Annotated in this window: 24 protein-coding genes and 1 pseudogene; 16 read left to right on the top strand and 9 right to left on the bottom strand. The window is 72.8% G+C overall.

Annotated features, from left to right (window positions below; translation table 11 throughout):
* Positions 1 to 53: 53 nt before the first annotated feature.
* The 3 genes from AB0J21_RS25410 to AB0J21_RS25400 all read left to right on the top strand — a co-directional run bounded on the left by AB0J21_RS25410 (position 54) and on the right by AB0J21_RS25400 (position 3,477).
* Positions 54 to 716, top strand: coding sequence for a response regulator transcription factor (locus AB0J21_RS25410; protein ID WP_363148413.1), 663 nt, complete (start codon positions 54 to 56; stop codon positions 714 to 716).
* Positions 713 to 2,164 (top strand): HAMP domain-containing sensor histidine kinase, encoded by a 1,452-nt coding sequence (locus tag AB0J21_RS25405; protein WP_363148412.1) that lies wholly within the window; start codon positions 713 to 715, stop codon positions 2,162 to 2,164. Before AB0J21_RS25410 ends, AB0J21_RS25405 begins: the two co-directional genes overlap by 4 nt.
* Before the next feature lie 380 nt (positions 2,165 to 2,544).
* Positions 2,545 to 3,477 carry a TauD/TfdA family dioxygenase gene (locus AB0J21_RS25400; protein ID WP_363148411.1) on the top strand — a complete coding sequence of 311 codons (933 nt, stop codon included), beginning with the start codon at positions 2,545 to 2,547 and terminating at the stop codon, positions 3,475 to 3,477.
* A 22-nt stretch (positions 3,478 to 3,499) separates the two neighbouring features.
* Here AB0J21_RS25400 and AB0J21_RS25395 read toward each other — a convergent pair whose 3' ends face one another.
* The 4 genes from AB0J21_RS25395 to AB0J21_RS25380 form a co-directional block, all read right to left on the bottom strand.
* Positions 3,500 to 3,976: a MarR family transcriptional regulator gene (locus AB0J21_RS25395; RefSeq protein ID WP_363148410.1), complete on the bottom strand. Its 477-nt coding sequence runs from the start codon at positions 3,974 to 3,976 to the stop codon at positions 3,500 to 3,502.
* 152 nt (positions 3,977 to 4,128) lie between these two features.
* Positions 4,129 to 4,950, bottom strand: a complete 822-nt coding sequence (locus AB0J21_RS25390) for an AIM24 family protein (protein ID WP_363148409.1) — start codon at positions 4,948 to 4,950, stop codon at positions 4,129 to 4,131.
* On the bottom strand, positions 4,947 to 5,597 hold the full coding sequence (locus tag AB0J21_RS25385; RefSeq protein ID WP_363148408.1) for an AIM24 family protein: 651 nt from the start codon (positions 5,595 to 5,597) through the stop codon (positions 4,947 to 4,949). Before AB0J21_RS25385 ends, AB0J21_RS25390 begins: the two co-directional genes overlap by 4 nt.
* Complete coding sequence (locus AB0J21_RS25380; RefSeq protein WP_363148407.1) at positions 5,597 to 6,235, bottom strand: AIM24 family protein; 639 nt, start codon at positions 6,233 to 6,235, stop codon at positions 5,597 to 5,599. The genes AB0J21_RS25385 and AB0J21_RS25380 overlap by 1 nt, the downstream gene beginning before the upstream one ends.
* Before the next feature lie 189 nt (positions 6,236 to 6,424).
* Between AB0J21_RS25380 and AB0J21_RS25375 the strand changes: the two genes are divergently transcribed.
* From AB0J21_RS25375 to AB0J21_RS25360, 4 genes and pseudogenes are all read left to right on the top strand, one after another.
* The gene (locus tag AB0J21_RS25375) at positions 6,425 to 6,769 is read left to right on the top strand and encodes a DUF3817 domain-containing protein (RefSeq protein WP_363148406.1); all 345 of its coding nucleotides are present in this window, start codon (positions 6,425 to 6,427) and stop codon (positions 6,767 to 6,769) included.
* Entirely contained in the window at positions 6,766 to 7,110 is a 345-nt protein-coding gene (locus tag AB0J21_RS25370; protein ID WP_363148405.1) for an MTH1187 family thiamine-binding protein, read from the top strand. The genes AB0J21_RS25375 and AB0J21_RS25370 overlap by 4 nt, the downstream gene beginning before the upstream one ends.
* Before the next feature lie 9 nt (positions 7,111 to 7,119).
* Positions 7,120 to 7,338, top strand: a pseudogene (locus AB0J21_RS25365) (DUF4166 domain-containing protein); the annotation flags it as partial.
* A 128-nt stretch (positions 7,339 to 7,466) separates the two neighbouring features.
* Positions 7,467 to 8,072 (top strand): TetR/AcrR family transcriptional regulator, encoded by a 606-nt coding sequence (locus AB0J21_RS25360; RefSeq protein ID WP_363148544.1) that lies wholly within the window; start codon positions 7,467 to 7,469, stop codon positions 8,070 to 8,072.
* Positions 8,073 to 8,128: 56 nt separating this feature from the next.
* Here AB0J21_RS25360 and AB0J21_RS25355 read toward each other — a convergent pair whose 3' ends face one another.
* On the bottom strand, positions 8,129 to 9,121 hold the full coding sequence (locus tag AB0J21_RS25355; RefSeq protein WP_363148404.1) for a DUF5937 family protein: 993 nt from the start codon (positions 9,119 to 9,121) through the stop codon (positions 8,129 to 8,131).
* Positions 9,122 to 9,299: 178 nt separating this feature from the next.
* On the opposite strand from AB0J21_RS25355, the gene AB0J21_RS25350 reads away from it, so the two are divergent.
* The 4 genes from AB0J21_RS25350 (at position 9,300) to AB0J21_RS25335 (ending at position 13,480) form a co-directional block, all read left to right on the top strand.
* Positions 9,300 to 10,622 carry an MFS transporter gene (locus AB0J21_RS25350; RefSeq protein WP_363148403.1) on the top strand — a complete coding sequence of 441 codons (1,323 nt, stop codon included), beginning with the start codon at positions 9,300 to 9,302 and terminating at the stop codon, positions 10,620 to 10,622.
* Between the two features lie 9 nt (positions 10,623 to 10,631).
* Positions 10,632 to 11,138 (top strand): MarR family transcriptional regulator, encoded by a 507-nt coding sequence (locus tag AB0J21_RS25345; RefSeq protein ID WP_363148402.1) that lies wholly within the window; start codon positions 10,632 to 10,634, stop codon positions 11,136 to 11,138.
* A gap of 120 nt (positions 11,139 to 11,258) precedes the next feature.
* A complete protein-coding gene (locus AB0J21_RS25340) occupies positions 11,259 to 11,639 on the top strand; it encodes a DUF3817 domain-containing protein (RefSeq protein ID WP_363148401.1) in 381 nt (126 codons plus the stop codon).
* A 140-nt stretch (positions 11,640 to 11,779) separates the two neighbouring features.
* Complete coding sequence (locus AB0J21_RS25335) at positions 11,780 to 13,480, top strand: methylmalonyl-CoA mutase family protein (RefSeq protein WP_363148400.1); 1,701 nt, start codon at positions 11,780 to 11,782, stop codon at positions 13,478 to 13,480.
* A 395-nt stretch (positions 13,481 to 13,875) separates the two neighbouring features.
* Here the strand turns inward: AB0J21_RS25335 and AB0J21_RS25330 are convergent, their stop codons facing one another.
* Positions 13,876 to 14,511, bottom strand: a complete 636-nt coding sequence (locus AB0J21_RS25330; protein WP_363148399.1) for a TetR/AcrR family transcriptional regulator — start codon at positions 14,509 to 14,511, stop codon at positions 13,876 to 13,878.
* 263 nt (positions 14,512 to 14,774) lie between these two features.
* Here AB0J21_RS25330 and AB0J21_RS25325 point away from each other — a divergent pair, with 263 nt between their 5' ends.
* The 4 genes from AB0J21_RS25325 to AB0J21_RS25310 all read left to right on the top strand — a co-directional run bounded on the left by AB0J21_RS25325 (position 14,775) and on the right by AB0J21_RS25310 (position 19,245).
* On the top strand, positions 14,775 to 15,749 hold the full coding sequence (locus AB0J21_RS25325) for a tetratricopeptide repeat protein (protein WP_363148398.1): 975 nt from the start codon (positions 14,775 to 14,777) through the stop codon (positions 15,747 to 15,749).
* Between the two features lie 621 nt (positions 15,750 to 16,370).
* A complete protein-coding gene (locus tag AB0J21_RS25320) occupies positions 16,371 to 17,003 on the top strand; it encodes a DUF6230 family protein (protein WP_363148397.1) in 633 nt (210 codons plus the stop codon).
* A gap of 189 nt (positions 17,004 to 17,192) precedes the next feature.
* Entirely contained in the window at positions 17,193 to 17,801 is a 609-nt protein-coding gene (locus tag AB0J21_RS25315) for a DUF6114 domain-containing protein (protein ID WP_363148396.1), read from the top strand.
* A 106-nt stretch (positions 17,802 to 17,907) separates the two neighbouring features.
* Entirely contained in the window at positions 17,908 to 19,245 is a 1,338-nt protein-coding gene (locus tag AB0J21_RS25310) for a hypothetical protein (RefSeq protein ID WP_363148543.1), read from the top strand.
* A gap of 117 nt (positions 19,246 to 19,362) precedes the next feature.
* On the opposite strand, the gene pyk is transcribed toward AB0J21_RS25310, so the two are convergent.
* From pyk to pta, 3 genes are all read right to left on the bottom strand, one after another.
* Positions 19,363 to 20,793 (bottom strand): pyruvate kinase, encoded by a 1,431-nt coding sequence (gene pyk / locus AB0J21_RS25305; RefSeq protein ID WP_363148395.1) that lies wholly within the window; start codon positions 20,791 to 20,793, stop codon positions 19,363 to 19,365.
* Positions 20,794 to 20,867: 74 nt separating this feature from the next.
* Positions 20,868 to 22,109 (bottom strand): acetate kinase, encoded by a 1,242-nt coding sequence (locus AB0J21_RS25300; protein ID WP_363148394.1) that lies wholly within the window; start codon positions 22,107 to 22,109, stop codon positions 20,868 to 20,870.
* A 105-nt stretch (positions 22,110 to 22,214) separates the two neighbouring features.
* A complete protein-coding gene (pta, locus tag AB0J21_RS25295; protein WP_363148393.1) occupies positions 22,215 to 24,293 on the bottom strand; it encodes a phosphate acetyltransferase in 2,079 nt (692 codons plus the stop codon).
* Between the two features lie 313 nt (positions 24,294 to 24,606).
* Here pta and AB0J21_RS25290 point away from each other — a divergent pair, with 313 nt between their 5' ends.
* Positions 24,607 to 25,632 carry an ATP-dependent 6-phosphofructokinase gene (locus AB0J21_RS25290; RefSeq protein ID WP_363148392.1) on the top strand — a complete coding sequence of 342 codons (1,026 nt, stop codon included), beginning with the start codon at positions 24,607 to 24,609 and terminating at the stop codon, positions 25,630 to 25,632.
* The last annotated feature ends 88 nt before the right edge of the window (positions 25,633 to 25,720 follow it).

Here is a 25,720-nt window from a genome sequence, read left to right as displayed (position 1 = left end):
GGCCCTGAAGAAGCCTGAAGACACCTTCAGCTCCGGTTTGCGAGGCTGGGCGCATGCGCCTGTTGATCGTGGAGGACGAGAAGCGGCTCGCCGTGTCGCTCGCCAGGGGACTGACGGCCCAGGGATACGCCGTGGACGTGGTCCACGACGGCCGGGAGGGGCTGTTCCGCGCCTCCGAGGGGACGTACGACCTGCTGATCCTCGACATCATGCTGCCCGGCATGAACGGCTACCGGATCTGCGCGACGCTCCGGGCCGCCGGCCACGAGGTGCCGATCCTGATGCTCACCGCGAAGGACGGCGAGTACGACGAGGCCGAGGGGCTCGACACCGGCGCCGACGACTACCTGACCAAGCCCTTCTCGTACGTGGTGCTCGTCGCACGCGTCAAGGCGCTGCTGCGCCGCAGGCCGGGGGTGCCCAGCCCGGTGCACGTCCTCGGCCCGCTCACGGTGGACACCGCCGCGCGGCGGGTGTGGGTCGCGCAGGACGAGGCCGCCCTGACCGCGAAGGAGTTCGCCGTGCTGGAGCAACTCGTCGTGCGCCCCGGGCAGATCGTGTCCAAGGCGGAGATCCTGGAGCACGTGTGGGACTTCGCCTACGAGGGCGACCCGAACATCGTCGAGGTCTACGTCAGCACCCTGCGCCGCAAGCTGGGCGCGGACCTCATCCGTACCGTGCGCGGGGCCGGCTACCGGCTGGAGACGGGGCGGTGAGACGCCTCTTCGGCTCCGTACGGGCCCGGGCGACGCTGGGCGCGACGCTCGTGGTGGCCGTCGTCCTGGTCGCCGCGGGCCTCGCCGTCCTGCAGTCCCTGCACGCCAACCTCCTCGGGCAGGCGTCCTCCGACGCGGAGGCGCGGGCACGCCGGATCGCCTCGGTCGTCGCCTCGGGGCGCGCCTTCGACCGGCTCGACCTGCCCGATGACGACGACGAACCGGTGCAGATCGCCGACGACGACGGCCACGTCCTCGCCGTCAGCGAGGACCTGGAGGCCGTCAGCGGCACCGGGGTGGCCGGTGTACGCGTCGCCCCGGCCCCGGAGACGAAGCACGAGGACTCCGCCCGGGACACGCGGGCCGACGCCGACGCCGACGCCGACGCCGACGAGGACGGCGGCGTCGGGGACGAGGCCGCGCTCAGCACCGGCTCCGCGACCATCGACGGCCACCGCGCGGCCTACCGCTGGGCCGGCGTCGAGGCCGAACGGGGCGGGGACGACGGGGAGAGCGTCACGGTGTACGCCGGGGCCCCGCTGGACACCGAGGAGGGCGCCGTCGGCACGGCCTCCACCGTCATGCTCATCGGGCTGCCGGTGCTGCTCGCCGTCGTCGCCACCGTGACCTGGCTCGTGACGCGGCGGGCGCTGCGCCCCGTCGAGTCCATCCGGCGGGAGATGGCCGCCATCACCGCCTCCCAGGACCTCGGCCGGCGGGTGCCCGAGCCCGGCACGCACGACGAGATCGCGGCGCTGGCCCGCACCACGAACGAGACACTGTCCGCCCTGGAGTCCTCCGTGGAACGGCAGCGCCGTTTCGTCGCGGACGCCTCGCACGAACTGCGCAGCCCCATCGCCTCGCTGCGCACCCAGCTGGAGGTCGGCGCCGCGCATCCGGAACTGCTCGACGTGGACGGGGCGGTCGCCGACACGGTGCGGCTCCAGCAACTCGCCGCGGACCTCCTGCTGCTCGCGCGTCTCGACGCCGGTGAACGCCCCAGGGACCGGCCGGTGGACCTCGTCGCGCTCGTCGCACGGGAGCTGGACCAGCGGGCCCACGGCCGGGTCCCGGTGCGCTTGCGGGCGAGCGCCGACGCCGCCGAAGTGCTCGGATCGGGCTCTCAGTTGCAGCGGGTCCTCGGGAACCTCCTGGACAACGCGCAGCGCCACGCCCGCTCCGAGGTGTCCGTGGAGCTCAACCGCCGCGACATGTTGTCGGAGTTGGCCGTGTGCGACGACGGGGCCGGGGTGCCGCCCGGGCAGCGGGAGCGGATCTTCGAGCGTTTCGTGCGGCTCGACGACGCCCGGGCCCGCGACGAGGGCGGCGCGGGGCTCGGCCTCGCCCTCGCCCGGGACCTGGCCCTGCGCCACGGCGGCACGCTGACCGCGGGGGAGCGGCCAGGCGGCGGCGCCCGCTTCGTGCTGCGACTGCCGCTCTCCCGCTGAGCGGCCGGCTGCGGTACGGTGCGTCCCATGGGAACGCCCTCGAACCTCCGTGCCGGTACGCCGCCTTGTCGCGGCGACCACGGCGGTCGCGTTCCCGGCGGGATGAGTTTCCTGCGCCGTCGCGGCCGGGTGGGTTCGCCCCCGGCCCGCCGATGTTCCGGCCTCCAGTAGCCGAAGCCCCGCGCACCGTGCGTCCGCACGCTGCCCCTTCTTCCCCTCGCCGCGGATCCTTCGGCATGGATCCCGCGGCACGGACCGGCTCAGCCCCACGTCTCCACCCGGCGTCCCGCACTCGACGCCGCCACCCCGAGCGGACCCACCGCGCCGCGCGTACCCGCGCCCCGCCCCGGGTCCCTCCCACCCCGGAGGAGAGCACGCACATGACCCTGGCCCCCACCCCCGTACCGCCCGCGCTGCGGGAACACGCCGTCCCCGCGGACGGCATCGTCGAAGGCCCCCGGATCCTGCGCCGCACCCCCGCGGACTGGGACGACCGGCCGTACGAACTCTTCGAACTGAGGCCGCTGGGACGCGTCATCGGCGCCGAGATCCACGGCATCGACCTGTCGCTCCCGCTCACCGCCGCCCAGCGCGCGGAGGTCAACCGGGCGCTGCTGGAGTGGAAGGTGCTGTTCTTCCGCGCCCAGCACCTCAGCTCCGACGCGCAGCGCGCCTTCGCCGCCCACTGGGGTCCGCTGGAGACCAACCCGCTGCTGATGAGCGGGGACTCGGCCGAGGTCGTGCGCTTCGACCGGGGCAGCGTGCCGAGCTTCGAGAACGTGTGGCACACCGACGTGACCTTCCGCGAGCGGCCCGCGCTCGGCGCCGTCCTCCAGGTCCGCGAGGTGCCGCCGGTCGGCGGGGACACGCTGTGGGCCGACATGGCCGCCGCCTACGACAACCTGCCCGAGGAACTGCGCCGGCGCCTCGACGGGGCCCGCGCCGTGCACGACTTCCTGCCGGGCTTCGAACGGTTCACCCCCGCCGAACGGCTCGCGCGGTTCCAGGAGCAGTTCCCGCCGGTCGAGCACCCCGTGGTGCGGCGCCATCCGGAGACCGGCCGCCGGATGCTGTTCGTGAACTCCTCGTTCACCACCCGCGTCGTGGGCTGGGACCGGGCCGAGAGCGACCGTGTGCTGCGCCTGCTCTTCCAGCAGGCGCACGTCCCCGAGTACCAGGTGCGCTTCCACTGGCAGGCCGGGGACGTCGCCTTCTGGGACAACCGGGCCACCCAGCACTACGCCGTGGGCGACTACGCCCCGCACCGCCGGATCGCCGAACGCGTGGCCGTCGCGGGCGACCGGCCCTGCTGACCCGGCCCGTGACCCTCGCCGGTCAGCGTCTGGCTCGCTCCTCACGGAGCCGGGCGGCGATCGGGGCCAGGAACCCGCGCAGCGTGCCGAGTTCCTCGGGGCTGAGCTGATCGATGAAGTTGCGCCGCACCGAGTCCACGTGGTGCGGCGCGACCTTGCGCATCGTCTCCAGGCCCGGAGCGGTGAGCACGGCGAACAGTCCGCGCCGGTCCGACTCGCAGTTCTCCCTGCGCACCAGACCGGCCTTCTCCATGCGCGTGATCTGGTGCGAGAGCCGGCTCTTGGACTGGAGGGTCGCGGCGGCCAGGTCACTCATCCGCACCCGGTGCTCCTCGGCCTCCGAGAGGTTGACCAGGATCTCGTAGTCGTTGATGGTCAGCCCGAACGGCTGGAGGTCCTTCTCCAGTTGATACGTGAGCAGCCGGTTCACTTCCAGGTGGGTGCGCCAGGCGCACTGCTCCGCGTCGCTGAGCCAGCGTGTGGCCGTCTCGGTCTCCATGAAGGCATTCTACCTAAGATGTTGAATATCCAACAATCCCTGACCGTGTCCGGTCGGGCACGTAAGGTGACCGAGCCCGGCCGTCCGGTGCCCGGCCACCGCAGCGTAACCGCTGGAAGCGACCCCGGTGGACACGCGGGCGGCCGAACCGCTCAGAGCCCGAAGCGTCGCTGAATGTCACCGAGCTGTCCGGGCATACGGGGCAGCCCCGCCTGTCCGGACTGTCCGGGGCCGTGGCCCGGCACCCCCGGGCCTGAGTGGCCGCTGCCGCCGGGGACCCCGGGGCCGGCCGGGACCGTGCCCGTGTCCTGCTCGGGCATCAGCTGCTCCGAGGACTGGAGCAGTACCGTCCCGGCGCCGACGAACTCGAACTGGTGCTCCTCGCCCGAGGCCCCGCCGAGCCCGGTCAGCGCCCGCACCCCGCCCAGGAAGCCGCTCATGTACTGGTGGTCGTAGTGGTGGCAGGGGGAGGGACAGTCCGCCCAGCCCACGAGCGCCTGCGGGTCCACCCGCAGCGGCGGCTCCATGAAGACCACCGGCCCGTTCGAGGCCGCCACGAACTTCCCGGTCCCGATCAGGGTGAGGAAGCCCGGCACGATCGACTGCTTGAGCGCCAGCGAGGGCTCGTAGGCGAGCAGGTTGCCCGAGCGCACCGTCAGGTTGCCGTCCTGAAGGTCGAAGGAGTTCACGTCGAAGGCGCGGTCGGCGAGCAGCATCTTGCCCTGCCCCGCAGCCACCACCCAGTCGCTCGCGTGCAGCGGGGAGTGGAAGCTCGTGCGCAGCAGCCGGTCGAAGCCGCCGTGGCCGATGCCGTTGAAGTCGATCCGCCCGTAGTAGGCGATCATCTTGCCCTTCTGCAGGAACCACTGGCTCCCGGTCAGCTCCACGCAGAAGGTGTACGGATTCACGTTGTCGTTGGCGGGCAGCGTCACCGGATCGAGGACCGTGGGCCCGCCGGGCGTCGCGACACTCACAGCTTCTCCTCCGATGCCTGGACGAACACCGCTCCGGTGCCGGACAGCTCCAGCTGGAACGCCTCTCCCGACCCGCGTCCCACCATGTCGCGCCAGCCCAGGGCCGTGGACAGCTTGTTGCGTACGTCGCCGTGGTGCGCGACGTACGCCTGCGGGTCGACGTGCACGGGGCGCCGCGGGGTGATCGGCACCTCGATCACCCCGCCGTGGGCCATCACCGCGACCGCGCCGTGGCCCTTGAGTGTCGTCGTGAACAGGCCCTGCCCGGTGACCTGGCCGCGCACCATGCCCATGACCCCGCCCTGCGCGCCGAGGAACACGGTGCCCTGCTCCAGGGAGCCGTCGAAGGCCAGCAGCCGGTCCGCCTCGACGTACAGGGTGTCGCCCTCCAGGCCGATGACCTGCACGTGGTGGCCGCCGTGGCCGAACAGCACCGTGCCCTCGCCCTCGACCGTCATGAGCGGCGTCGCCTCGCCCGCCACCCGACGGCCGATCATCGACATCACGCCGCCCTGGCCGCCCTGGATGTTCGGGGTGAAGGCGACCTCGCCCCGGTGGGCGAGCATCGCGCCGCGCTGGCTGTACATCCGCTGCCCGGGGGTGATCGTGGCCTCGACCATCCGGGAGTTGATCTCGCGGAAGGGCATCAGACGTCGCCTCCGATCGTGTTCCGCTCGCTGGGCTGGACGTAGACCAGGCCCTCGCCCTCGAACCGGATCTGGAAGGCCTCCCCGCCGCCCTCGCCCAGGAAGGTGCGGAAGGACACCCCCGACTGGAACTGCTGCCGCAGCGAGCCCTGGTGCGCGATGTACGCCCCGGGGTCGACCTGGAGGGGGTACTGCGCGCTCACCCGCAGGACGACCGCCGGCCCGTCGGACAGCAGGGCCGCCTGGCCGCTGCCCTCGACCGTCGTCGTGAACAGGCCGTTGCCCTGGCTCGCGCCGCGCAGGCCGGTGAACGTCGTGCCCGTGCGCAGCCCCGCGTCGGTGCACAGGAGGTTGCTCGACTCCACGTGGAGCTTCTCGCCGCGCAGCGACACCAGGTTGATCTCGCTCGCCCGGTCCGCGAACCAGCACGTGCCCTCCCCGCGCACCTCCATCACCTCCATCTGCTCTCCCGTCAGCCGGCGCGTGACCATCCCGCGCAGGCCGTCACCACCGCCCGTCATCTTCTTGAACGCCATCCGGCCGTCGTACGCGACCATCGAGCCGTTCTTCGCCTTCACGGCGTCGCCGGACAGATCGACGGCGAGCACCTTGCTGCCTTGGAGTCGGAACTGAGCCACGCACTGACGGTAGCGGGCCGGGGGTGGTGCGGACAGGCCGTACGGAGAACGGGGCCCGTGGCGCGTCGCCGGGGGACCCTGATACGGGCGGACCCGCGGCGGCTGACAGAATGGGCCCGAGCTTGTGCACGCGTTCACAAGATCGTCCCGACCTGCCATCCCGCTTTCCGAGCCGAAGGGTCCGCGCCCGTGGACATCAAGACAGCCTCCGCCCTCCGTCGCCTCCGCCTGGTCTCGGCGCCCGAGGCGGTCTCCTTCCTCCTCCTGATCGTCTGCTCCGTGCTCAAGCGCACCACGGACTTCAACGCCGTCCCCGTCATGGGCATGGTCCACGGCGTGCTGTTCATCCTGTACGTGCTCTTCTGGCTCGACGCGTGGAACCGCGCCAAGTGGCCGGTCGGCCGGGGCGTCCTCTACTTCGTCCTCTCCGTGCTGCCCACCGGCGGCTTCTTCGCCGAGCGCAAGCTGAAGGGCGAGGCCGAGGACGCGGTCATCGCCTCCCGCGCCCGCCGCGAGGGGATCGTGAACGCGTGATCGTCGCCTTCTCCGTCTCCCCGCTCGGTGTCGGCGAGGACGTCGGCGAGTACGTCGCCGACGCCGTGCGCGTCGTACGCGAGTCCGGCCTCCCGCACCGCACCGATGCGATGTTCACGAGCATCGAGGGCGAGTGGGACGAGGTCATGGACGTCGTCAAGCGCGCGACCGCCGCCGTCGAGGCCCGCTCCTCCCGGGTCTCCCTCGTCCTGAAGGCCGACATCCGCCAGGGCGTCACCGACGGGCTCACCGCCAAGGTGGCGACCGTCGAGCGTCACCTGGCCGCCGACGCGACCAGGGGCGCAGACGCGGACACGGACGACGCGACCGCTGAGGGCTGACGCCCCCAGGTGGACGTCCGCGTCCCCGAGATCATCGGGGCGGACGCCGAGGTCCGCGAGTCCTTCGACGAGCACACCGGACGCTTCCGCGTCCGGGTCCGCGTCGTCAACCGCCGCTTCGGCCCCCTCTTCGGCTACGAGGGCTCCTTCACGACGACGTACGAGGACGTACGCACCCTCGGCGTCCGGCCCGGACTGCGTCCCGTTCGCGAGGAGGCCCGCCGGTGAGCACCCCGACCGGCCCGGCCCCCTTCGAGCCGGGTGGGCCCGACGAGCCCGGTGCGTCCGGTGCGTCCGAAGACGGGGCCTCCGCCCCGTTCCCCTCGCCCCCGCTCTCCGAGACGCAGCGCAAGCTCCTGGACGGCGCGCTGCGCACGCTCACGGAGCAGGGACTCGCGAAGACCTCCGCGCGCACCGTCGCCGCGGCGGCCGGCGTCAACCAGGCGCTCGTCTTCTACCACTTCGGCTCCGTCGACGAACTCCTCGCCGCCGCGTGCCGCTACGGCACCGAACGCCAGCTCGCCGACTACCGCGAAGGGCTCGCCGCCGTCACGACCCTCGGCGGGCTCCTCGACTTCGGGCGGGCCATGCACGCCCGGGAACGCGCCGCCGGACACGTCGCCGTCCTCGGCCAGCTCCTCGCCGCCGCCCAGACCCAGCCGCGGCTGCGCCCCGCCACCGCCGCCGGGCTCGCCCTGTGGACGGAGGCGCTGGAGAAGGTGCTGCGCCGGGTCCTGGCCGCCTCCCCGCTCGGCGAGTTCACCGACCCGCCCGGCCTCGCGCGCGCCGTCGCCGCCTCCTTCGTCGGCATAGAGCTGTACGAAGGGGTCGACGCGGAGGGAGCGGGCCGGGCGCTCGACGCCCTGGCCCACCTCGCCGTCCTCGCGACCGCCGTGGACGACCTCGGCCCCGTCGCGCAGCGCGCCGTCCGCCACCGGCTGCGCCGTACGGCCCGCAAGTAGCCGCACGGCCGGCACTCGCCCGCACGCCGGGGCCACGGAGCGGCCCGGGCCCCGCCTCAGCCCTCCCCGCTGTCGCCCTCCGCGAGGGCCGTGCCCAGCGCCGTACGCCGGTAGAGGACCTCGCGGCCGTACCGGCGTGGCGCGAGCAGTCCGGCCGCGCTCAGGGCGGTCAGGTGCGCGGACACCGAGGACGGGGCGAGACCCAGCCGCCGGGCCAGGGAACTCGTCGTGGACGGGGCGCCGAGCGCCGCGAGGACCGAGGCGCGGCCCCGGCCGAGCACCCCGGTCAGGGCGCGCGCCGGACGCCGCGCCGTCTCCTCCCACAGGGCGCCGATCCCGCGCGCCGGATACACCACCAGCGGCTGCCAGGGCGCCTCCAGACCGCTCACCACGTCCGGCCAGGCGAACACGCTCGGCATCAGCACGAGGCCCATGCCGCCGAGCACCCGTTCGTGCTCGCCGGGGCCGTGCACCGTCAGGACGCCCTCGTGCCAGGACAGGCGGGTGTCCAGCTCGGACAGCAGCCCGCCGAAGCCCACCTCCGCGAGCCGGCGCGCGTGGTGCGCGACGTCCGCGTCCAGCAGCGCCCGCAGCCGGGGCCAGTCCGGGGCGACCAGCGCGTGCCAGGCCCGCTCCAGCAGATCCGCCAGCGTCGCGACCGCCCGCGCCGGATCGGCCAGCAGCGCGCGGCCCGCCGCCGAACGGGCCGCCCCGGGCGCCGAGGCCAGGGCCTGCTCCAGGTCCCGGCGCGCCGTGTCCGGGTCCGTCGCCCGCACCCGCGCCAGTTCCTCCTCGATCGTCACCGAGGGCCCTGAGGGCGCCAGCGACCAGAAATCGGGGGAGAAACCGCGGCGCGGCATCAGCACCCACAGCGGTTCCAGGTCGAGGTCCTCGACCGCCGCGCGCATCCGCTCCAGCCGGTCCGGGTGGTACGGGAAACGGTCCGGCCGCCGCAGTGTGCGCACCGCCTCCGCCGTCTCCCAGAGCGGCGACACCGCGAACCGGCAGCGCAACAGGTCGGCCTCGCCGAACAGCAGCCGGTAGGTCATGCGTGCCTCCTCGCGGGACGTGGCCGTCGTCAGGAAACGCCGGGCACTCACTCATCCCGTCGGCCCACCACGGGAGACCCCGGGCGGTCACCCGGCCCGCGGCGTCCGAGCCGTCCCCGCCGATTCGGCTGGAGCCGAAACTCTACGGGGCACGTACGCCGGGCCCCACGCTGCTGTCATGACCACCGCTCAAGGGAACGGGGCGGGAGCGGGCCCGCTCCGTACCCGCGCCCCCGGCTGGACGGACCTGCTCCGTACCGCCGAGTTCCGCCCCGTTCTCGCCGCCCACCTCCTCTCGCTGCTCGGCGTCGTCGTCAGCGAGGTCGCGCTGTCCGTCCTCGTCTACGGCCTCACCGGTTCGCCGTTCCTGAGCGCCCTCACCTTCGCCCTCGGCTTCCTTCCGTACCTCTTCGGCGGGACGCTGCTCGCCGGGATCGCCGACCGCCACCCGCCCCGCCGCGTCCTGGTCCTGTGCGACCTGCTGTGCGCGGCGTGCGCCGCCGTCATGGCCCTGCCCGCGACGCCCGTGCCCGGACTGCTGTTCCTGCGGGTCGTCCTCGCCGCCGTCGCCCCGGTCTTCGCCGGCACCCGGATGGCGACGCTCGCCGACATCCTGGGCGAGGGGGAGCTGTTCGTCCTCGGCCGCTCCCTGCTGCGCATGGTCTCGCAGAGCGCCGTACTCATCGGCTTCGGCGCCGGGGGAGTGCTGCTCACGCTGGTCAGCCCGCGCGGCGCGCTGCTCGTCACGGTCGCCACCTTCCTGCTGTCGGCGACCCTGCTGCGCCTGGGCACCCGGCGCCGCCCCGCCCGCGCCCCGGCACGGGAGGAGCGGACCTCCCTGCTGCGCCACTCGCTGGGCGGGGCCCGCCGCGTCCTGGCCCACCGCCCCACCCGGGGCCTGCTCCTGCTGTTCTGGGTGCCGCCGTTCTTCACCGTCGCCCCCGAGGCCCTCGCCGCCCCGTACGCCGCGCAGCTCGGCGTCGGCAGCGCGGGGCTCGGGCTCCTGATGTGCGCCATGGCGGTCGGCACGATCGCCGGGGAGCTGCTCGCCGGCACCCTGCTGTCCCCCGCCTCCCGGGCCCGGATCGCCCTGCCGCTCGCCGCCCTGACCCTGCTGCCCCTCGTCGCGTACGCCGCCGGGCTCGGCCTCGTGACGTCCCTGCTCGTCCTCGTCGTGACCGGGGCCGGATCGGCGTACACCCTCGGGGTGGACCGCTGGTTCGTGGACGCCGTGCCGCAGGAGCTGCGCGGCCGGGCCATGACGCTCCAGACGGCCGGGCTCATGACCCTCCAGGGCCTCGGGATGGCCCTGGCCGGAGCGGTGGCCGAACTCTTCTCGGCGCGGGCCGCGGTCGCGGGCGCCGGGCTCCTGGGCACCGTCTGCTGCGCGCTGCTCGCCCTCGACGTCCACCGCACCCGCGCCCGGACGAAGGGGTGCACGGCACCGGGCGGGCGACCGAAGGGCGAGACGGGGCGGGACCGCCATGTGACCGGCCGGTAGGGTGCAGGCGTGCCGAAGCCGCTCAGCCTTGCCTTCGACCCCATCGCCCGCGCCGACGAGTCGTGGCGACAGCGTTGGGGCCACGTGCCCTCGATGGCCGCGATCACCTCGATCATGCGCGCCCAGCAGATCCTGCTCGCCGAGGTCGACGCCGTCGTCAAGCCGTACGGACTGACCTTCGCCCGGTACGAGGCGCTCGTGCTGCTGACCTTCTCCAAGGCGGGCGAACTGCCGATGTCCAAGATCGGTGAGCGGCTCATGGTGCACCCCACCTCGGTGACTAACACCGTGGACCGGCTCGTGCGCTCCGGCCTCGTCGCCCGGCGGCCCAACCCCAACGACGGCCGCGGCACCCTCGCGTCCATCACCGACAAGGGGCGCGAGGTCGTCGAGGCGGCCTCGCGCGACCTCATGGCGATGGACTTCGGGCTCGGGGCCTACGACGCGGAGGAGTGCGCCGAGATCTTCGCCACACTCCGCCCGCTGCGGGTCGCGGCGGGCGACTTCGAGGAGTGAGCCCCGTTCCGGGCGCCCGTCTCCGGCCCTGGTGACAGGGGCCTCGCACCGGCCCGGCGGGCCGGGAGCGGGTCCCACCCCCGCGTAGATCGCCCGATCCGCCCGGTTAGGCTCGGCCTCATGAAAAAGAGCGTGCTGACCCGCTACCGGGTGATGGCGTACGTCACCGGTGTGCTGCTGGTTCTGCTGACGATCGGTGTCATCGCCAAGTACCTCCTCGACATCGACGGTGCCACCGGGTTCACCCGGGTCGTCGCGATCGCGCACGGCTGGCTCTACGTCGTCTACCTCGTCGTCGCCTTCGATCTCGGCTCCAAGGCGAAGTGGCCGGTCGGCAAGCAGCTGTGGGTGCTGATCGCCGGAACGATCCCCACCGCCGCCTTCTTCGTCGAGCGGAAGATCACGCCCGAGCTGGAGGCGAAGGTCGCCCGGCAGGACGGCGCCGTGCCCGCGGCCAGGCCCGCGCCCGCCGGTCGCGGCGGCACCGTCAAGAAGGGCTGAGCCCTCTCGGCAGGGCCTCCCGGGAGGGCCCGGCGGCCTCGCCCCGGGCCGGCGCGCCGAGTCCGCCCCGTCACCGCCGTACGCGCGTACGGCGGTGTGCCCATCGACATTTACTTGGACGTCCTAGTAAATTCGGGGGTATGGACGCTCACGGCATCGAAGAGGGCCGCCGTCGCTGGCAGACCCGGTACGACGCGGCCCGCAAGCGCGAGGCCGACTTCAGCACGCTCTCCGGCGATCCGGTCGAGCCCGTCTACGGGCCACGTCCCGGCGACGTCTACGAGGGCTTCGACCGGATCGGCTGGCCCGGGGAGTTCCCCTTCACCCGGGGCCTGCACGCGACGGGCTACCGGGGCCGGGCCTGGACCATCCGCCAGTTCGCGGGCTTCGGCAACGCGCTCCAGACCAACGAGCGTTACAAGATGATCCTCGCGGCGGGCGGCGGAGGGCTCTCGGTCGCCTTCGACATGCCGACCCTCATGGGCCGCGACTCCGACGACCCGCGCGCGCTCGGCGAGGTCGGCCACTGCGGGGTCGCGATCGACTCGGCCGCCGACATGGAGGTCCTGTTCCAGGGCATCCCGCTCGGCGAGGTCACCACCTCCATGACCATCTCGGGACCGGCCGTCCCGGTCTTCTGCATGTACCTCGTCGCCGCCGAACGGCAGGGCGTCGACCCGGCCGTACTCAACGGCACGCTCCAGACCGACATCTTCAAGGAGTACATCGCGCAGAAGGAGTGGCTGTTCGGGCCCGAGCCCCACCTGCGCCTCATCGGCGACCTGATGGAGCACTGCGCCGAGAAGATCCCGGCCTACAAACCGCTCTCGGTCTCCGGCTACCACATCCGCGAGGCCGGGGCGACGGCCGCGCAGGAACTCGCCTACACCCTCGCTGACGGCTTCGGCTACGTCGAACTCGGCCTCTCGCGCGGCCTCGACGTCGACGTGTTCGCCCCCGGGCTGTCCTTCTTCTTCGACGCCCACGTGGACTTCTTCGAGGAGATCGCCAAGTTCCGCGCCGCGCGCCGCATCTGGGCCCGCTGGCTGCGCGACGTGTACGGGGCGCGCACCGACAAGGCGCAGTGGCTGCGGTTCCACACCCAGACGGCCGGGGTCTCACTGACCGCGCAGCAGCCGTACAACAACGTCGTGCGCACGGCCGTCGAGGCGCTCGCGGCGGTACTCGGCGGCACCAACTCCCTGCACACCAACGCGCTCGACGAGACGCTCGCGCTGCCCAGCGAGCGGGCCGCCGAGATCGCCCTGCGCACCCAACAGGTCCTCATGGAGGAGACCGGCGTCGGCAACGTCGCGGACCCGCTCGGCGGCTCCTGGTACGTCGAGCAGCTCACCGACCGGATCGAGGCCGAGGCCGAGGAGATCTTCGAGCGGATCAAGGAGAAGGGGGCGCTCGCCCACCCCGAGGGGCGCCACCCCGTCGGCCCGATGACCTCCGGCATCCTGCGCGGTATCGAGGACGGCTGGTTCACCGGGGAGATCGCCGAGTCCGCCTTCCGCTACCAGCGGTCCGTCGAGAAGGGGGACAAGCGCGTCGTCGGCGTCAACGTCGCGGAGGGCTCGGTGACCGGCGACCTGGAGATCCTGCGGGTCAGCCACGAGGTCGAGCGCGACCAGGTCGCCACCCTGGCCGAGCGCCGCTCCACCCGCGACGAGGCCGCCGTACGCGCCGCCCTCGACGCGATGCTGGCCGCCGCCCGCGACGGGTCCAACATGATCTCCCCGATGCTCGACGCGGCCCGCGCCGAGGCGACCCTCGGGGAGATCTGCGGGGTCCTGCGCGAGGAGTGGGGTTCCTACACGGAACCGGCGGGGTTCTGAGCCGCCGGGGCGGAGCGCCCTTCCCGAGCGGAGTGCGGGTGGGGGTGGGGTGGGGCGGCGTCGGGTGAGCCCAGGGTGTCTGCGCGTTCTCTGCGGCCCTTGCGTCGAGAGGGCCCCGTCCCCTCCCTGAGGTGAGCCGGGCAGGGGCGGTCGGGACCGCCGGGCGGGTCGAGAGGGATGGCACCGGGAGCCGGGAGGGGCGGCGCCGGGCGGGCCACGGCGGCTGTCGCGTTCACTGCGCGCCCCGTGCCGAAGGGGTGCGGAGCCCCTCGCCGAGCGGAGCCCGCGCCGCGCCGGGCGGGCCAGGACGGCCGCAACGTTCCCTGCGGGTCCCTGTGCCACGGTGGGCCCCTGTACCACGCCTCCTGTGGCCCCCTGCGCCCCGCCCCCCACCGCTACGGCGGCGTCCCCCTGATTCCCGCGACGAGCAGGAGGGCCAGTCGCTCGGCCCAGTCCGCGTCCACCGGCTGCGCGCTCACCAGGGCCCGGTGCACGACGGTGCCCGCGATGACGTCGAAGACCAGGTCGGTGTTGCGATCGGCGCTGGCCGGGTCCGCGTCGGGCGGGATCTCGCCGCGCCCCTGGGCCCGCGCCCTGCCCTCCACCACGAGCCGCTTCTGGCGGTCCACGATCGCCGAGCGGATACGGCGGCGCAGGGCCTCGTCCCGCGTGGACTCGGCGACCACCGCCATCAGTGAGGTCCGCGTCTCCGGACGCTCCAGCAGTGCGGCGAACTGCAGCACCACCGCGCTCACGTCGGAGGCCAGCGAACCCGAGTCGGGCAGCTCCAACTCGTCGAAGAGGACCGCCACCGCGTCCACGACCAGCTCGCTCTTGCCCGGCCAGCGCCGGTAGAGCGTCGTCTTCGCGACCCCGGCGCGGCTCGCCACCTCGCCCAGCCGCAGCCCCGACCAGCCCGCCTCGACCAGCACCTCACGCGTCGCCGCGAGGATCGCCTCGTCGGCGGCGGCGCTGCGAGGCCGGCCCGCCCGGGCGGGAGGGGACGGCGGAGAAGGGCTGCGACGCTGCATGCCGTGACCATACCGGCCGGTACGACTTCGGGGCGTGAGCGAGATCACCGGGCGGACCGGGCGCTCAGGAGTTACGCTACGAGTCGTAGCGTAAGGAGCGACAACCACGCACGCCCGAGGTGGGGACCCCGGGCATCCACGCACTACCGGAGCGGTACCCGTCGTACGCCGCCCGACCTCGGCGGACGGCGTGTCGCCCCGGCGATGGGTGCAGTGTGCACCTGACTTTTCCGCAGCGGCACCGGACAGGGGAGGATGGCCTCATGCAGCCACGGAACATGTCCATGAGCGGAGTCGTCGACCTCGCCGCGGTGAAGGCGGCCCAAGAGGCCAAGGCGAAGGCGGAACAGGCGCGCGCGGAAGCCGCGCGCAACGGCGGCGGGGGAGCGGCCTCCCCGTCCTCGCTGGTGATCGACGTCGACGAGGCCGGTTTTGAGCGCGATGTCCTCCAGCGCTCCACCGAGGTGCCCGTCGTCATCGACTTCTGGGCCGAGTGGTGCGAGCCCTGCAAGCAGCTCGGCCCGCTCCTGGAGCGGCTCGCGCTTGAGTACAACGGCCGCTTCCTGCTCGCCAAGGTCGACGTCGACGCCAACCAGATGCTGATGCAGCAGTTCGGCATCCAGGGCATTCCGGCGGTCTTCGCGGTGGTCGCGGGCCAGGCGCTGCCGCTCTTCCAGGGCGCCGCCCCGGAGGCGCAGATCCGCGAGACCCTCGACCAGCTCATCCAGGTCGGTGAGGAGCGCTTCGGGCTCACCGGCATCGCCGTCGACCCGGACGCCGCCCAGGCCGAGCCCTCGGAGGCCCCGCCGGTGCCCGCCGGGCCCTACGACGCGCTGCTGGAGTCCGCCGTCCAGGCGCTGGACGCCGGTGACTTCGCCGGCGCGGTGCAGGCGTACCGCAACGTCCTCTCCGACGATCCGGGCAACACGGAGGCCAAACTCGGCCTCGCCCAGGCCGAACTGCTGCGACGTGTTTCCGAGTTGGACCCGCAGCAGGTCCGCAAGGACGCGGCGGAGCGCCCCGGCGACGTCTCGGCGCAGCTCGCCGCAGCCGACCTCGACCTGGCCGGCGGCCACGTCGAGGACGCCTTCGGCCGGATCGTGGAGACCGTACGGCGCACGGCGGGCGAGGACCGCGACGCCGCACGGTTGCGGCTGCTGGAGCTGTTCGAGGTCGTCGGCGCCGAGGACCCGCGCGTCGCCTCCGCCCGTACCGCCCTGGCCCGCGTGCTGTTCTGACGGGCCGCCCCCCGGCAGCGCATATGCCCGGGGTCTGCGAGTCCCGTGGAGATTTGACGACACAGTGACGCAGCGGCCGCCCTTTGCCAAAACTTGGCAAAGGGCGGTCGCTGTTACTTGCAGTAAGTCGGCACGGACAAAGCGTCGCGATGTGTGAGTCGATGCCCCGTTATGCCCCCCTGTGCGGAGCCACCGTCCGTGGGGAGGTGGCGGGGGCGGGACCCGCCGAGGTCATCTCCGCGTTACTAGTCAGTAACGAACCCCTTGTGCGCACGCTCCGAATGCACCACGATCGGCCACGCTCGGTCCATTCCCCCCGCCCGACAACCAGTCGGGTGCCACGGGGGTCCTTGGGTCCCCACCGGGCGGGCCGGAGCCTGCGGGCGCCGGTCACTGGACAGGGGGGTCTCCGCCGGTCGGCGGGGCCTGTCCATCGGGTTGCGTGAAGCCGCAGCCAGTGGTTGTCGCTCGGGGGTGATCGCCGGAGATCCGGGCGCGTGCAGCGCCGCGAGTCCCGGTGCTTCTTCCCGAGGACGTAGCGCTTCTCCCATCCCTGCCCGGCCGCCTTGCCGAACGGCAGTGGCCAGGGCCGGAGATGTACGTCCGAGAAGGAGGAAAGTCATGGAGTCTCTCGCTCGTGGCGGGACCAGATGGCGTCGTTTCGCCGTCGTCATGGTTCCGAGCATCGCGGCCACCGCCGCGATAGGTGTGGCGCTCTCGCAGGGCGCGCTCGCCGCTTCGTTCAGCGTGTCGGGCCAGTCGTTCAAGGTGTCCGCCAAGGAGCTGAACGGCAAGGGCTTCGCCCAGTACGGCGGCGTCGACGCGGGCTACGACAAGTCCGGTCACGCGGTGGCCATCTCGTCGTTCAAGTCGGCCGACATCACCGACATGTGCCAGTCGGTCGTCACGCCCGACGTCCCGCTGGTCGGCACCGTCACCCTGCAGCTCAAGGCGGGCGGCAAGGGCACCCCGGTGCACGCCGACAACCTGTACATCGACGTCGCCGACCTGAGCGCCGACGCCGAGTTCAAGAACATCGACATCGGTGTGGCGACCGGCGTGACCGGCAACGCGGGCCAGGGCGGCAAGGGGCCGGCCGTCAGGGACAAGGTCAACCCCAACGGTTTCGCGCAGCAGGCCGACGAGGCCACGCTGAAGAACGTGAAGCAGACCGCGTGGGCCACCACCGCCGGGACCTTCAAGCTGAGCGGGCTCAGCATGAAGCTGCACAAGGGCGTCAAGGAGTGCTACTGAGCACCCGCCCCCGGCGGACGCCCCCGGGCCTCCGCCCCGGGCTGACGGGCCGTTGAGCGGCCCCTCGCCCTCGGCGGGCCAGGAGCCCGCGGCGGCCTTCCCGGGCCTCATCTCCCGGGGAGGCGGCCGGGCGGCCGTCCGCCTCCCCTCCTTCTTCCACGCACAGCCGGTTCCAGGGAGCTGTTTTTCATGAGCGCCGAGTCCCCAGGGCTGAGCCACCGAATCCACCACTGGCGTCTCCGGTTCCGTGCCTGGCGCGGCACCCGCCCGTTCTGGGCGGGACTGCTCACGCTGCTGGGCGGAATACCCATCGCCTACCTGCCCTACAACGACCTCAAGCTCGGGCAGCTCACCCTCCGGATGGCCACCACCGCGGGCGCGGGATCGCTGATCATCGGCATCCTGCTGATCACCCTCGGACTGACGATGTGGTACCACCACATCGTCCGGGTGTTCGCCGGGGTCGCGGCGATTCTGCTGGCCCTCATCTCCATCCCCGTCTCCAACCTCGGCGGGCTGTTCTTCGGCTTCCTGCTGGCCATGGTGGGCGGCGCCCTCTCGCTGTCCTGGGCGCCCGCGAAGCCCCCGGCCGACGAGGTGACGGCAGCCGGCCAGGCGGCGCCCGCTCCCGGCCCGGCCTCCCCGACGCCCGGCACGCCCGGCGGTCCCGCACCCGCGGGCGGCGATCCCTTCCCCGGACCGGAGCAGGGCGGCCCCGCCGGCCCCGCGCCCGCCGGTGACGGCGACCGTGCCTTCGCGCAGGTGTCGGGTGACGGCGGGAGGCACCGTGCGAAATGAGGAACCGGCGGCCTCCGGGCCGGACCGGCCCGGCAGAACCGGCCCGCGCCACGCGGCGCCGAGGAAATCGCTGCTGACCAAACTGCAGATACCCGCCGGCAAGGCGATGGCGCTGGCCGCGATGCCGACGGCCGTGTTCGTGGGCATCGGTCTCACGCCCCGGCTCGCCCTCGCCGACGACAAGGCCGAGCTGCCCTTCGCTCCCGGACCCTGCGTCACCCGGTCCGACGAGCCCGCCGGCGAGGACCCCTCGGCGACCCCGAGCCCCTCGGCCTCCCCGTCCGGTTCCGCCTCGCCGAGCCCGGACGCGGGCGGTACGCCCAAGCCCTCGGCCACCCCGGACGCGCCCGCGAAGGGCTCCGACGGGGCGAAGGGCGACGCGAAGGACCCGGACACGAAGGACTCCGGGACCTCCGCCGCCACCGGTGCGCAGGACTCGGGACAGAGCGCCGGGCCCGAGGCGAAGTCCGCCCCGGAGCCGTCCTCGACCCCCTCGCCCTCGGCCTCCGAGACGACGAACCCGCTCGACCCGCTGGGCGTGGGCAAGGCCCTCAAGGACCTCCTGACCCCGAAGGAGAAGAAGGAGCAGGAGGAGAAGGAGGCGGCGGACAAGGCGGCCGCGGAGAAGGCCGCGCAGGACGAGGCCCAGGACGAGGCCGAGTCCGCCGGAAGCGGCGCCGAGCCGGGCGCCACCGCGTCCCCCGACGCCCCCGCCGGGAAGGCCGGCAAGGCGAAGGCCCCCGAGTCCGGGGCGAAGGACGCCGCGTCCGCCTCCCCCCGCACCCTCAAGGACGACATCACCGACGCCGCCCGCAAGGCCGGGGCGGCCGAGAAGGACATCGTCGAGGGCGCCCGCTCCGCCGCCGAGAAGAACGCGGCAGGACCGCGGGCCGAGAAGGACGGCGAGGACGGCGCGAAGGCCGGGGACCTCAAGCTCGACGGCACCGAGCCCTACCCGTGCCCGACCCATGACGCGAAGGCCCTCGCCGACGCCGACGTGGACGAGTCCTACCCGAGGGTCGCCGACGAGCCCTGGCGCCTGGAGACCACCAAGCTCAGCCTGCACGGGCTCGGCTACGACGGGATCGTCAAGGTCCGCACGTCCAGCGGCAGGATCAAGAACGTCCTGAAGTTCACCGCGAGCGGCCTCGACATCAAGGACCTGCACCAGCTGACCGTGGGCCCGGACGGGAAGACCGGCCACGTCAAGGGCGCTCCCGGCTCCACGTCGACGATCCGCGACGGCAAGGTCACGATGTACACGGAGCGGCTCAAGGGGAACCTGCTGGGCCTGATCCCGGTCGACTTCACCCCCGACAGCCCGCCGCCACTGACCCTGCCCGAGCTGTTCTTCACCAAGGTGACGGTCGTGCAGGCCGCGCAGTTCGGCGGCACCCTCACCATCCCCGGGCTGCACAACTACTACGACGGCGACGCCGGGTGACCGTACGGCCGTGAGAACGACGACGACCGCAGGGCCGTGGGAACGAGACGGCGAGAGGGGCACCCCGCCCGGGGTGCCCCTCTCGCCGTTCCGTCACCTGTGCGCCGCGCCCCGGGGTCAGTCCCGGCCGACGCCGCCCAGGTGGTGCACGCGCACCATGTTGGTCGTGCCCGGGACGCCGGGAGGCGAGCCGGCCGTGATCACCACGGTGTCGCCGTCCTTCAGCTTGCCCATCTTGACGACCTCGGCGTCCACCAGGTCGACCATCGCGTCGGTGTTGTCCACGTGCGGGGCGAGGTGCGCCTCGACGCCCCAGCTCAGCGCGAGCTGGTTGCGGGACGCCTCGCTCGTCGTGAAGGCCACGACCGGCTGCGCCGTGCGGTAGCGGGAGAGCCGGCGCGCGGTGTCCCCGGACTCGGTGAAGGCGATGAGCGCCTTCGCGTCCAGGAAGTCCGCGATCTCGGCGGCCGCGCGGGCCACCGAACCGCCCTGCGTACGGGGCTTCTTGCCGGGCACGAGCGGCTGGAGGCCCTTGGAGAGCAGCTCCTCCTCGGCCGCCACGACGATCTTCGACATCGTCTTGACGGTCTCGATCGGGTAGGCGCCCACGCTCGACTCGGCGGACAGCATGACCGCGTCCGCGCCGTCCAGGATCGCGTTCGCGACATCGCTCGCCTCGGCGCGCGTCGGACGCGAGTTGGTGATCATCGACTCCATCATCTGGGTCGCCACGATCACCGGCTTGGCGTTGCGCCGGCACAGCTCCACGAGGCGCTTCTGCACCATCGGGACCTTCTCCAGCGGGTACTCGACGGCGAGGTCGCCGCGGGCCACCATCACGCTGTCGAAGGCGAGGACCACGTCCTCCATGTTCGCGACGGCCTGCGGCTTCTCGACCTTGGCGATGACCGGGAGGCGGTGGCCCTCCTCGTCCATGACGCGGTGGACGTCCTTGACGTCGTTGGCGTCGCGCACGAAGGACAGCGCGATCATGTCGGCACCGACCCGCAGCGCGAAGCGCAGGTCGTCGATGTCCTTCTCGGACAGGGCCGGCACGTTGACGGCGGCACCGGGCAGGTTGATGCCCTTGTGGTCGGAGACCACACCGCCCTCGATGACGATGGTGTGCACCTTCGGGCCCTCGACCGAGGTGACCTTCAGCTCGACGTTGCCGTCGTTGATCAGGATCGGGTCGCCCTTGACGACGTCGCCCGGGAGGCCCTTGTAGGTCGTGCCGCAGATGCTGCGGTCACCGGCCACGTCCTCGGCGGTGATGATGAACTCGTCACCGCGCACCAGCTCGACGGGGCCCTCGGCGAAGGTCTCCAGGCGGATCTTCGGCCCCTGGAGGTCGAAGAGCACCCCGACCGCGCGGCCGGTGTCCTCGGCGGCCTGGCGGACGCGGCGGTACCGCTGCTCGTGCTCCTCGTGGGAACCGTGGCTCATGTTGAAACGGGCCACGTTCATACCGGCCTCGATCAGAGCTTTCAGTTGCTCGTACGAGTCGACGGCGGGGCCGAGTGTGCAGACGATTTTGGAACGGCGCATGAGGCTGATCCTATCGGTTTGTTTCGGGGCGGGATTAACGGACTGTCGGAACATACAAATGGGCGCGGTGGCGCTCAGGTGGTGCCCTCCCGCACCGTGTCCTGACCGTTCACCAGCCCGTAGGTCTGCGTCGCGATCTCCAGTTCCTCGTCGGTCGGTACGACGGCCACCGCGACCCGCGACCCGGGCGGCGAGATCAGCCGGGGCGCCTTGTCGCGGACGGCGTTCAGCTCCGGGTCCACCACGAGACCCAGGCCCTCCAGGCCCTCGACGGCCGCCTGCCGCACCGCCGCCGCGTTCTCGCCGACGCCCGCCGTGAAGGTCACCGCGTCCACCCGGCCCAGCACCGCCGTGTAGGCGCCGACGTACTTCTTCAGCCGGTGCACGTACACCTCGAAGGCCAGCCGGGCGGCGGCGTCGCCCTCGTCGGACCTGCGGGTGATCTCCCGCATGTCGTTGTCCCCGCACAGGCCCAGCAGCCCGCTCTTCCGGTTGAGCAGCACATCCACATCCTGGGCCGACATGTCCGCGTTCCGCATCAGGTGGAAGACCACGGCGGGGTCGATGTCCCCCGACCGGGTGCCCATCACCAGCCCCTCCAGGGGGGTCAGCCCCATCGAGGTCTCCACGCTGCGCCCGCCCCGTACGGCGGCGGCCGAGGCCCCGTTGCCCAGGTGCAGCACGATCGTGTTGACCTCGTCGTAGGGGCGCCCCAGCAACTGAGCCGTGGCCCGCGAGACGAAGGCGTGCGAGGTGCCGTGCGCGCCGTAGCGGCGGATGCGGTGCGCGTCGGCCGTCGCGACGTCCAGCGCGTAGCGCGCCGCCGCCTCCGGCATGTGCGCGTGGAAGGCGGTGTCGAACACGGCGACCTGCGGCAGGTCGGGGCGCAGCGCCCGCGCCGTACGGATGCCCGCGAGCCCGGCCGGGTTGTGCAGCGGGGCCACCGGGACGAGCCGCTCGATCTCCTTCTCGACCGCCGCGTCCACCAGGGTCGGCGCGTCGAACAGCCGCCCGCCGTGCACGACGCGGTGCCCGACGGCGGCCAGCTCGGGGGAGCCGAGGCCGAGCCCGTCCGCGTCGAGCTCGGCGGCCACCGCCTTCAGCGCCTCCTCGTGGTCGGCGACCCGGCCCTCCCGCTCCCGGGTCCGCGGCCCGTCCTCGGTGTGCAGGGTGTGCTCGACGCGCGAGGTGCGCTCGCCGATCCGCTCGACCAGACCGGCCGCGAGCCGCGTGCGGTCGCGCATGTCGAGCAACTGGTACTTCACCGACGAGGAGCCGGAGTTCAGGACGAGCACACGGGTGCGGGCTTCAGCCACGGGTACGGCCACTTTCTGCGCGGAGGGAGGGACGGGCGTACGAGGTGGCCGCCCGGGCCCCGGCGGGGCGGGAGGCCGCCGGCCGGGCCGGGGCGGACACGGTACTCACTCCGCCTCCCCGGCCTGTGCCTGGATCGCGGTGATCGCGACGGTGTTCACGATGTCCTGCACGAGCGCGCCCCGTGACAGGTCGTTGACCGGCTTGCGCAGCCCCTGCAGGACCGGGCCGACCGCGACCGCCCCGGCCGAGCGCTGCACCGCCTTGTAGGTGTTGTTGCCGGTGTTCAGGTCGGGGAAGATCAGCACGCTCGCCCGGCCCGCGACCTGCGAACCGGGCAGCTTGGTCGCCGCCACGGAGGGCTCGACGGCGGCGTCGTACTGGATGGGCCCCTCGATCAGCAGCTCCGGACGCTCCGCGCGCACCAGCTCGGTCGCGGCGCGCACCTTGTCCACGTCGGCGCCGCTGCCCGAGGTGCCCGTCGAGTACGAGAGCATCGCTATCCGCGGCTCGACCCCGAAGGCCGCCGCCGTCGTCGCCGACTGCGCCGCGATGTCCGCGAGCTGTTCGGCGTCCGGGTCCGGGTTGACCGCGCAGTCCGCGTACACGAGGACCTTGTCGGCCAGGCACATGAAGAAGGCCGAGGACACCAGCCGCGCGTCCGGCCGGGTCTTGATGATCTCGAAGGCCGGCCGGATCGTCGCCGCCGTCGAGTGCACCGCGCCCGAGACCATGCCGTCCGCGAGACCCGTGCGCACCATGAGCGTGCCGAAGTAGTTGACGTCCGCGACCACGTCGTACGCGAGTTCCACCGTCACGCCCTTGTGGGCCCGCAGCCGCGCGTACTCCTCGGCGAAGCCCTGGCGCAGCTGTGAGTCCTGCGGGTCCACGAGCTGGGCGCCCGAGAGGTCCACGCCGAGGTCGGCGGCCTTCTTGCGGATCGCGTCGACCGGGCCCAGCAGCGTCAGCTCGCACACCGAGCGCCGCAGCAGGACGTCCGCGGCGCGCAGCACCCGCTCCTCGGTGCCCTCCGGCAGCACGACCCGGCGCGGCAGCGTCCGCGCCTGCTCCAGCAGTTTGTGGGCGAACATCATCGGCGTGACCCGCTCGCTGCCCGAGACCTGCACCCGGTCCAGCAGATCCGGACCGTCGGCCCAGCGCTCGAACAGCCCGAGCGCGGTCTCCGCCTTGCGCGGGGTGGCCGCGCCGAGCCTGCCCTCCAGGGTGAACAGTTCGGCGGCGGTCGGGAAGCTGTTGCCCGGGACCGAGACCACCGGGGTGCCAGGCGCCAGCCGCCGGGCGAGCGCCAGCACCCCCGCGTCGGGACGCTCGCCGAGCGTCAGCAGCACCCCGGCCAGCGGCGGGGTGCTCGCCGCGTGCGCCGCCAGCGCGCCCACCACGAGATCGGCGCGGTCCCCCGGCGTGACGACGAGCGCGCCGGGGGTGAGCGCCTTGAGGAAGTTCGGCAGGGTCGCGCCGCCGAACACGAAGTCGAGAGCGTCCCGCGAGAGCCCCGCCTCGTCCCCCAGCAGAACCGTTCCGCCCAGGGTGTGGGTGATCTGCGCGACGGTCGGCGCGGACAGCGTCGGATCGTCCGGCAGGACGTAGCAGGGCACCGGCAGCCGGTCGGCGAGCCGCTCCGCGACCAGATCCCGGTCGGCGGGCGCCACCCGGTTCACGACCATGGCGAGCACGTCGCAGCCGCGGGTGGCGTAGGCGCGGTAGGCGTTCGCCGCCTCGTCCCCCACCGACTCCGCCGACTGCTCCCGGCCGCCGACCACGGGCAGCACGGCGGCCCCGAACTCGTTGGCCAGCCGCGCGTTCAGGCCGAGTTCGTCGGGCAGCTGGGTGTGCGCGAAGTCCGTCCCGATGACCAGCACCGCCTCGTAGGAGGCGGCGAGCCGGTGGTAGCGGTCCACGAGGGCGGAGACGAGTTCGTCGGAGCCCTGCTCGGCCTGGAGGCTCGCGGCCTGCTCGTAGTGCATGCCGAAGACCGACTCGGGGGACTGCGACAGGTGGTAGCGCTCGCGAAGCAGCTCGTACATCCGGTCGGGGCCGTCGTGCACGAGCGGGCGGAACACGGCGATCCGGTCGACCCGGCGGGTGAGGAGTTCCATCATCCCCAGCTCCACGACCTGACGCCCGTCGCCCCGGTCGATACCGGTCACGTACACACTGCGCGCCACCTGATTTTCTCCGTTTCGACGCTTTTCGTCACTCGGACGCTCTTCGTCACCCATAGGGCAGAAACACCCGATCTGCTGAGCATTTCCTCTTGACACTACCCATGACGATGGATAGTGCGCCCGTCCGTGGGGTAGGGGCGCGTCCGTGCGAGCGCACCCCTACGGCGGGACGGGTGACCGCTCCCGCGAGGATCAACCCGGGAGACCGGTCACGGGGGCCGTCGCGGCAGGGGCCGCCGGTGCCGCCCGAAGACCGTGACAGAATCGGCCACAGCTCACGCGCGGAACTAGTAGCGAGCAGGAGACCAGCACGATGCGCATCGGAATTCTCACCGCAGGCGGCGACTGCCCCGGCCTCAACGCAGTGATCCGGTCGGTCGTGCACCGCGCCGTCACACATCACGGCGACGAGGTCATCGGCTTCGAGGACGGCTACAAGGGCCTGCTCGACCGGCGGTACCGCCCCCTCGACCTCGAAGCCGTCAGCGGCATCCTGGCCCGTGGCGGCACCGTCCTCGGCTCGGCCCGCCTGGAGCGCGGCCGGCTCGCGGAGGCCTGCGCCAACGCGCGGGAACTCTCCCGCGAACTCGGTATCGACGCCCTCATCCCGATCGGCGGCGAGGGCACGCTCACCGCGGCCCGGATGCTGTCCGACAGCGGGATGCCGGTGGTCGGCGTGCCGAAGACGATCGACAACGACATCTCCTCCACCGACCGCACCTTCGGCTTCGACACCGCCGTCGGTGTGGCCACCGAGGCCATCGACCGCCTCAAGACCACCGCCGAGTCCCACCAGCGCGTCATGGTCGTGGAGGTCATGGGCCGGCACGCGGGCTGGATCGCCCTGGAGTCCGGGATGGCGGGCGGCGCGCACGGCATCTGCCTGCCCGAGCGGCCCTTCGACCCGGCCGACCTCGCCAAGATGGTCGAGGAACGCTTCGCGCGCGGCAAGAAATTCGCCGTCATCTGCGTCGCCGAGGGTGCCCACCCGGCGGCCGGCACGATGGACTACGGCACGGGCGAGATCGACCAGTTCGGGCACGAGCGCTTCCTGGGCATCGGCACCGCCCTCGCCTACGAGCTGGAGTCCCGCCTCGGCAAGGAGGCCCGGCCCGTCATCCTCGGCCACGTCCAGCGCGGCGGCACCCCCACCGCGTACGACAGGGTGCTCGCGACCCGCTTCGGCTGGTACGCCGTCGAGGCCGTGCACCGCGGCGACTTCGGCAACATGACCGCCCTGCGCGGCACCGACGTCGTCATGGTCCCGCTCGCCGACGCCGTCACCGAACTCAAGCGCGTCCCCAAGGAGCGCATGGACGAGGCCGAGTCGGTCTTCTAGTGCCGTGGCAGGCAATGTTTGCCCGTGAAGGAGCGGCGTCCGGTGCGTGCTCTCGGTGCGCCGGCCGGAAGCCCTAGTACTGGACGTA

This window comes from Streptomyces sp. NPDC049954, from assembly GCF_040656295.1.
GTDB lineage: Bacteria > Actinomycetota > Actinomycetes > Streptomycetales > Streptomycetaceae > Streptomyces.
The sequence above is the reverse complement of the archived record's forward strand: the minus strand, read 5'-3'. Positions and strand labels throughout refer to the sequence as shown.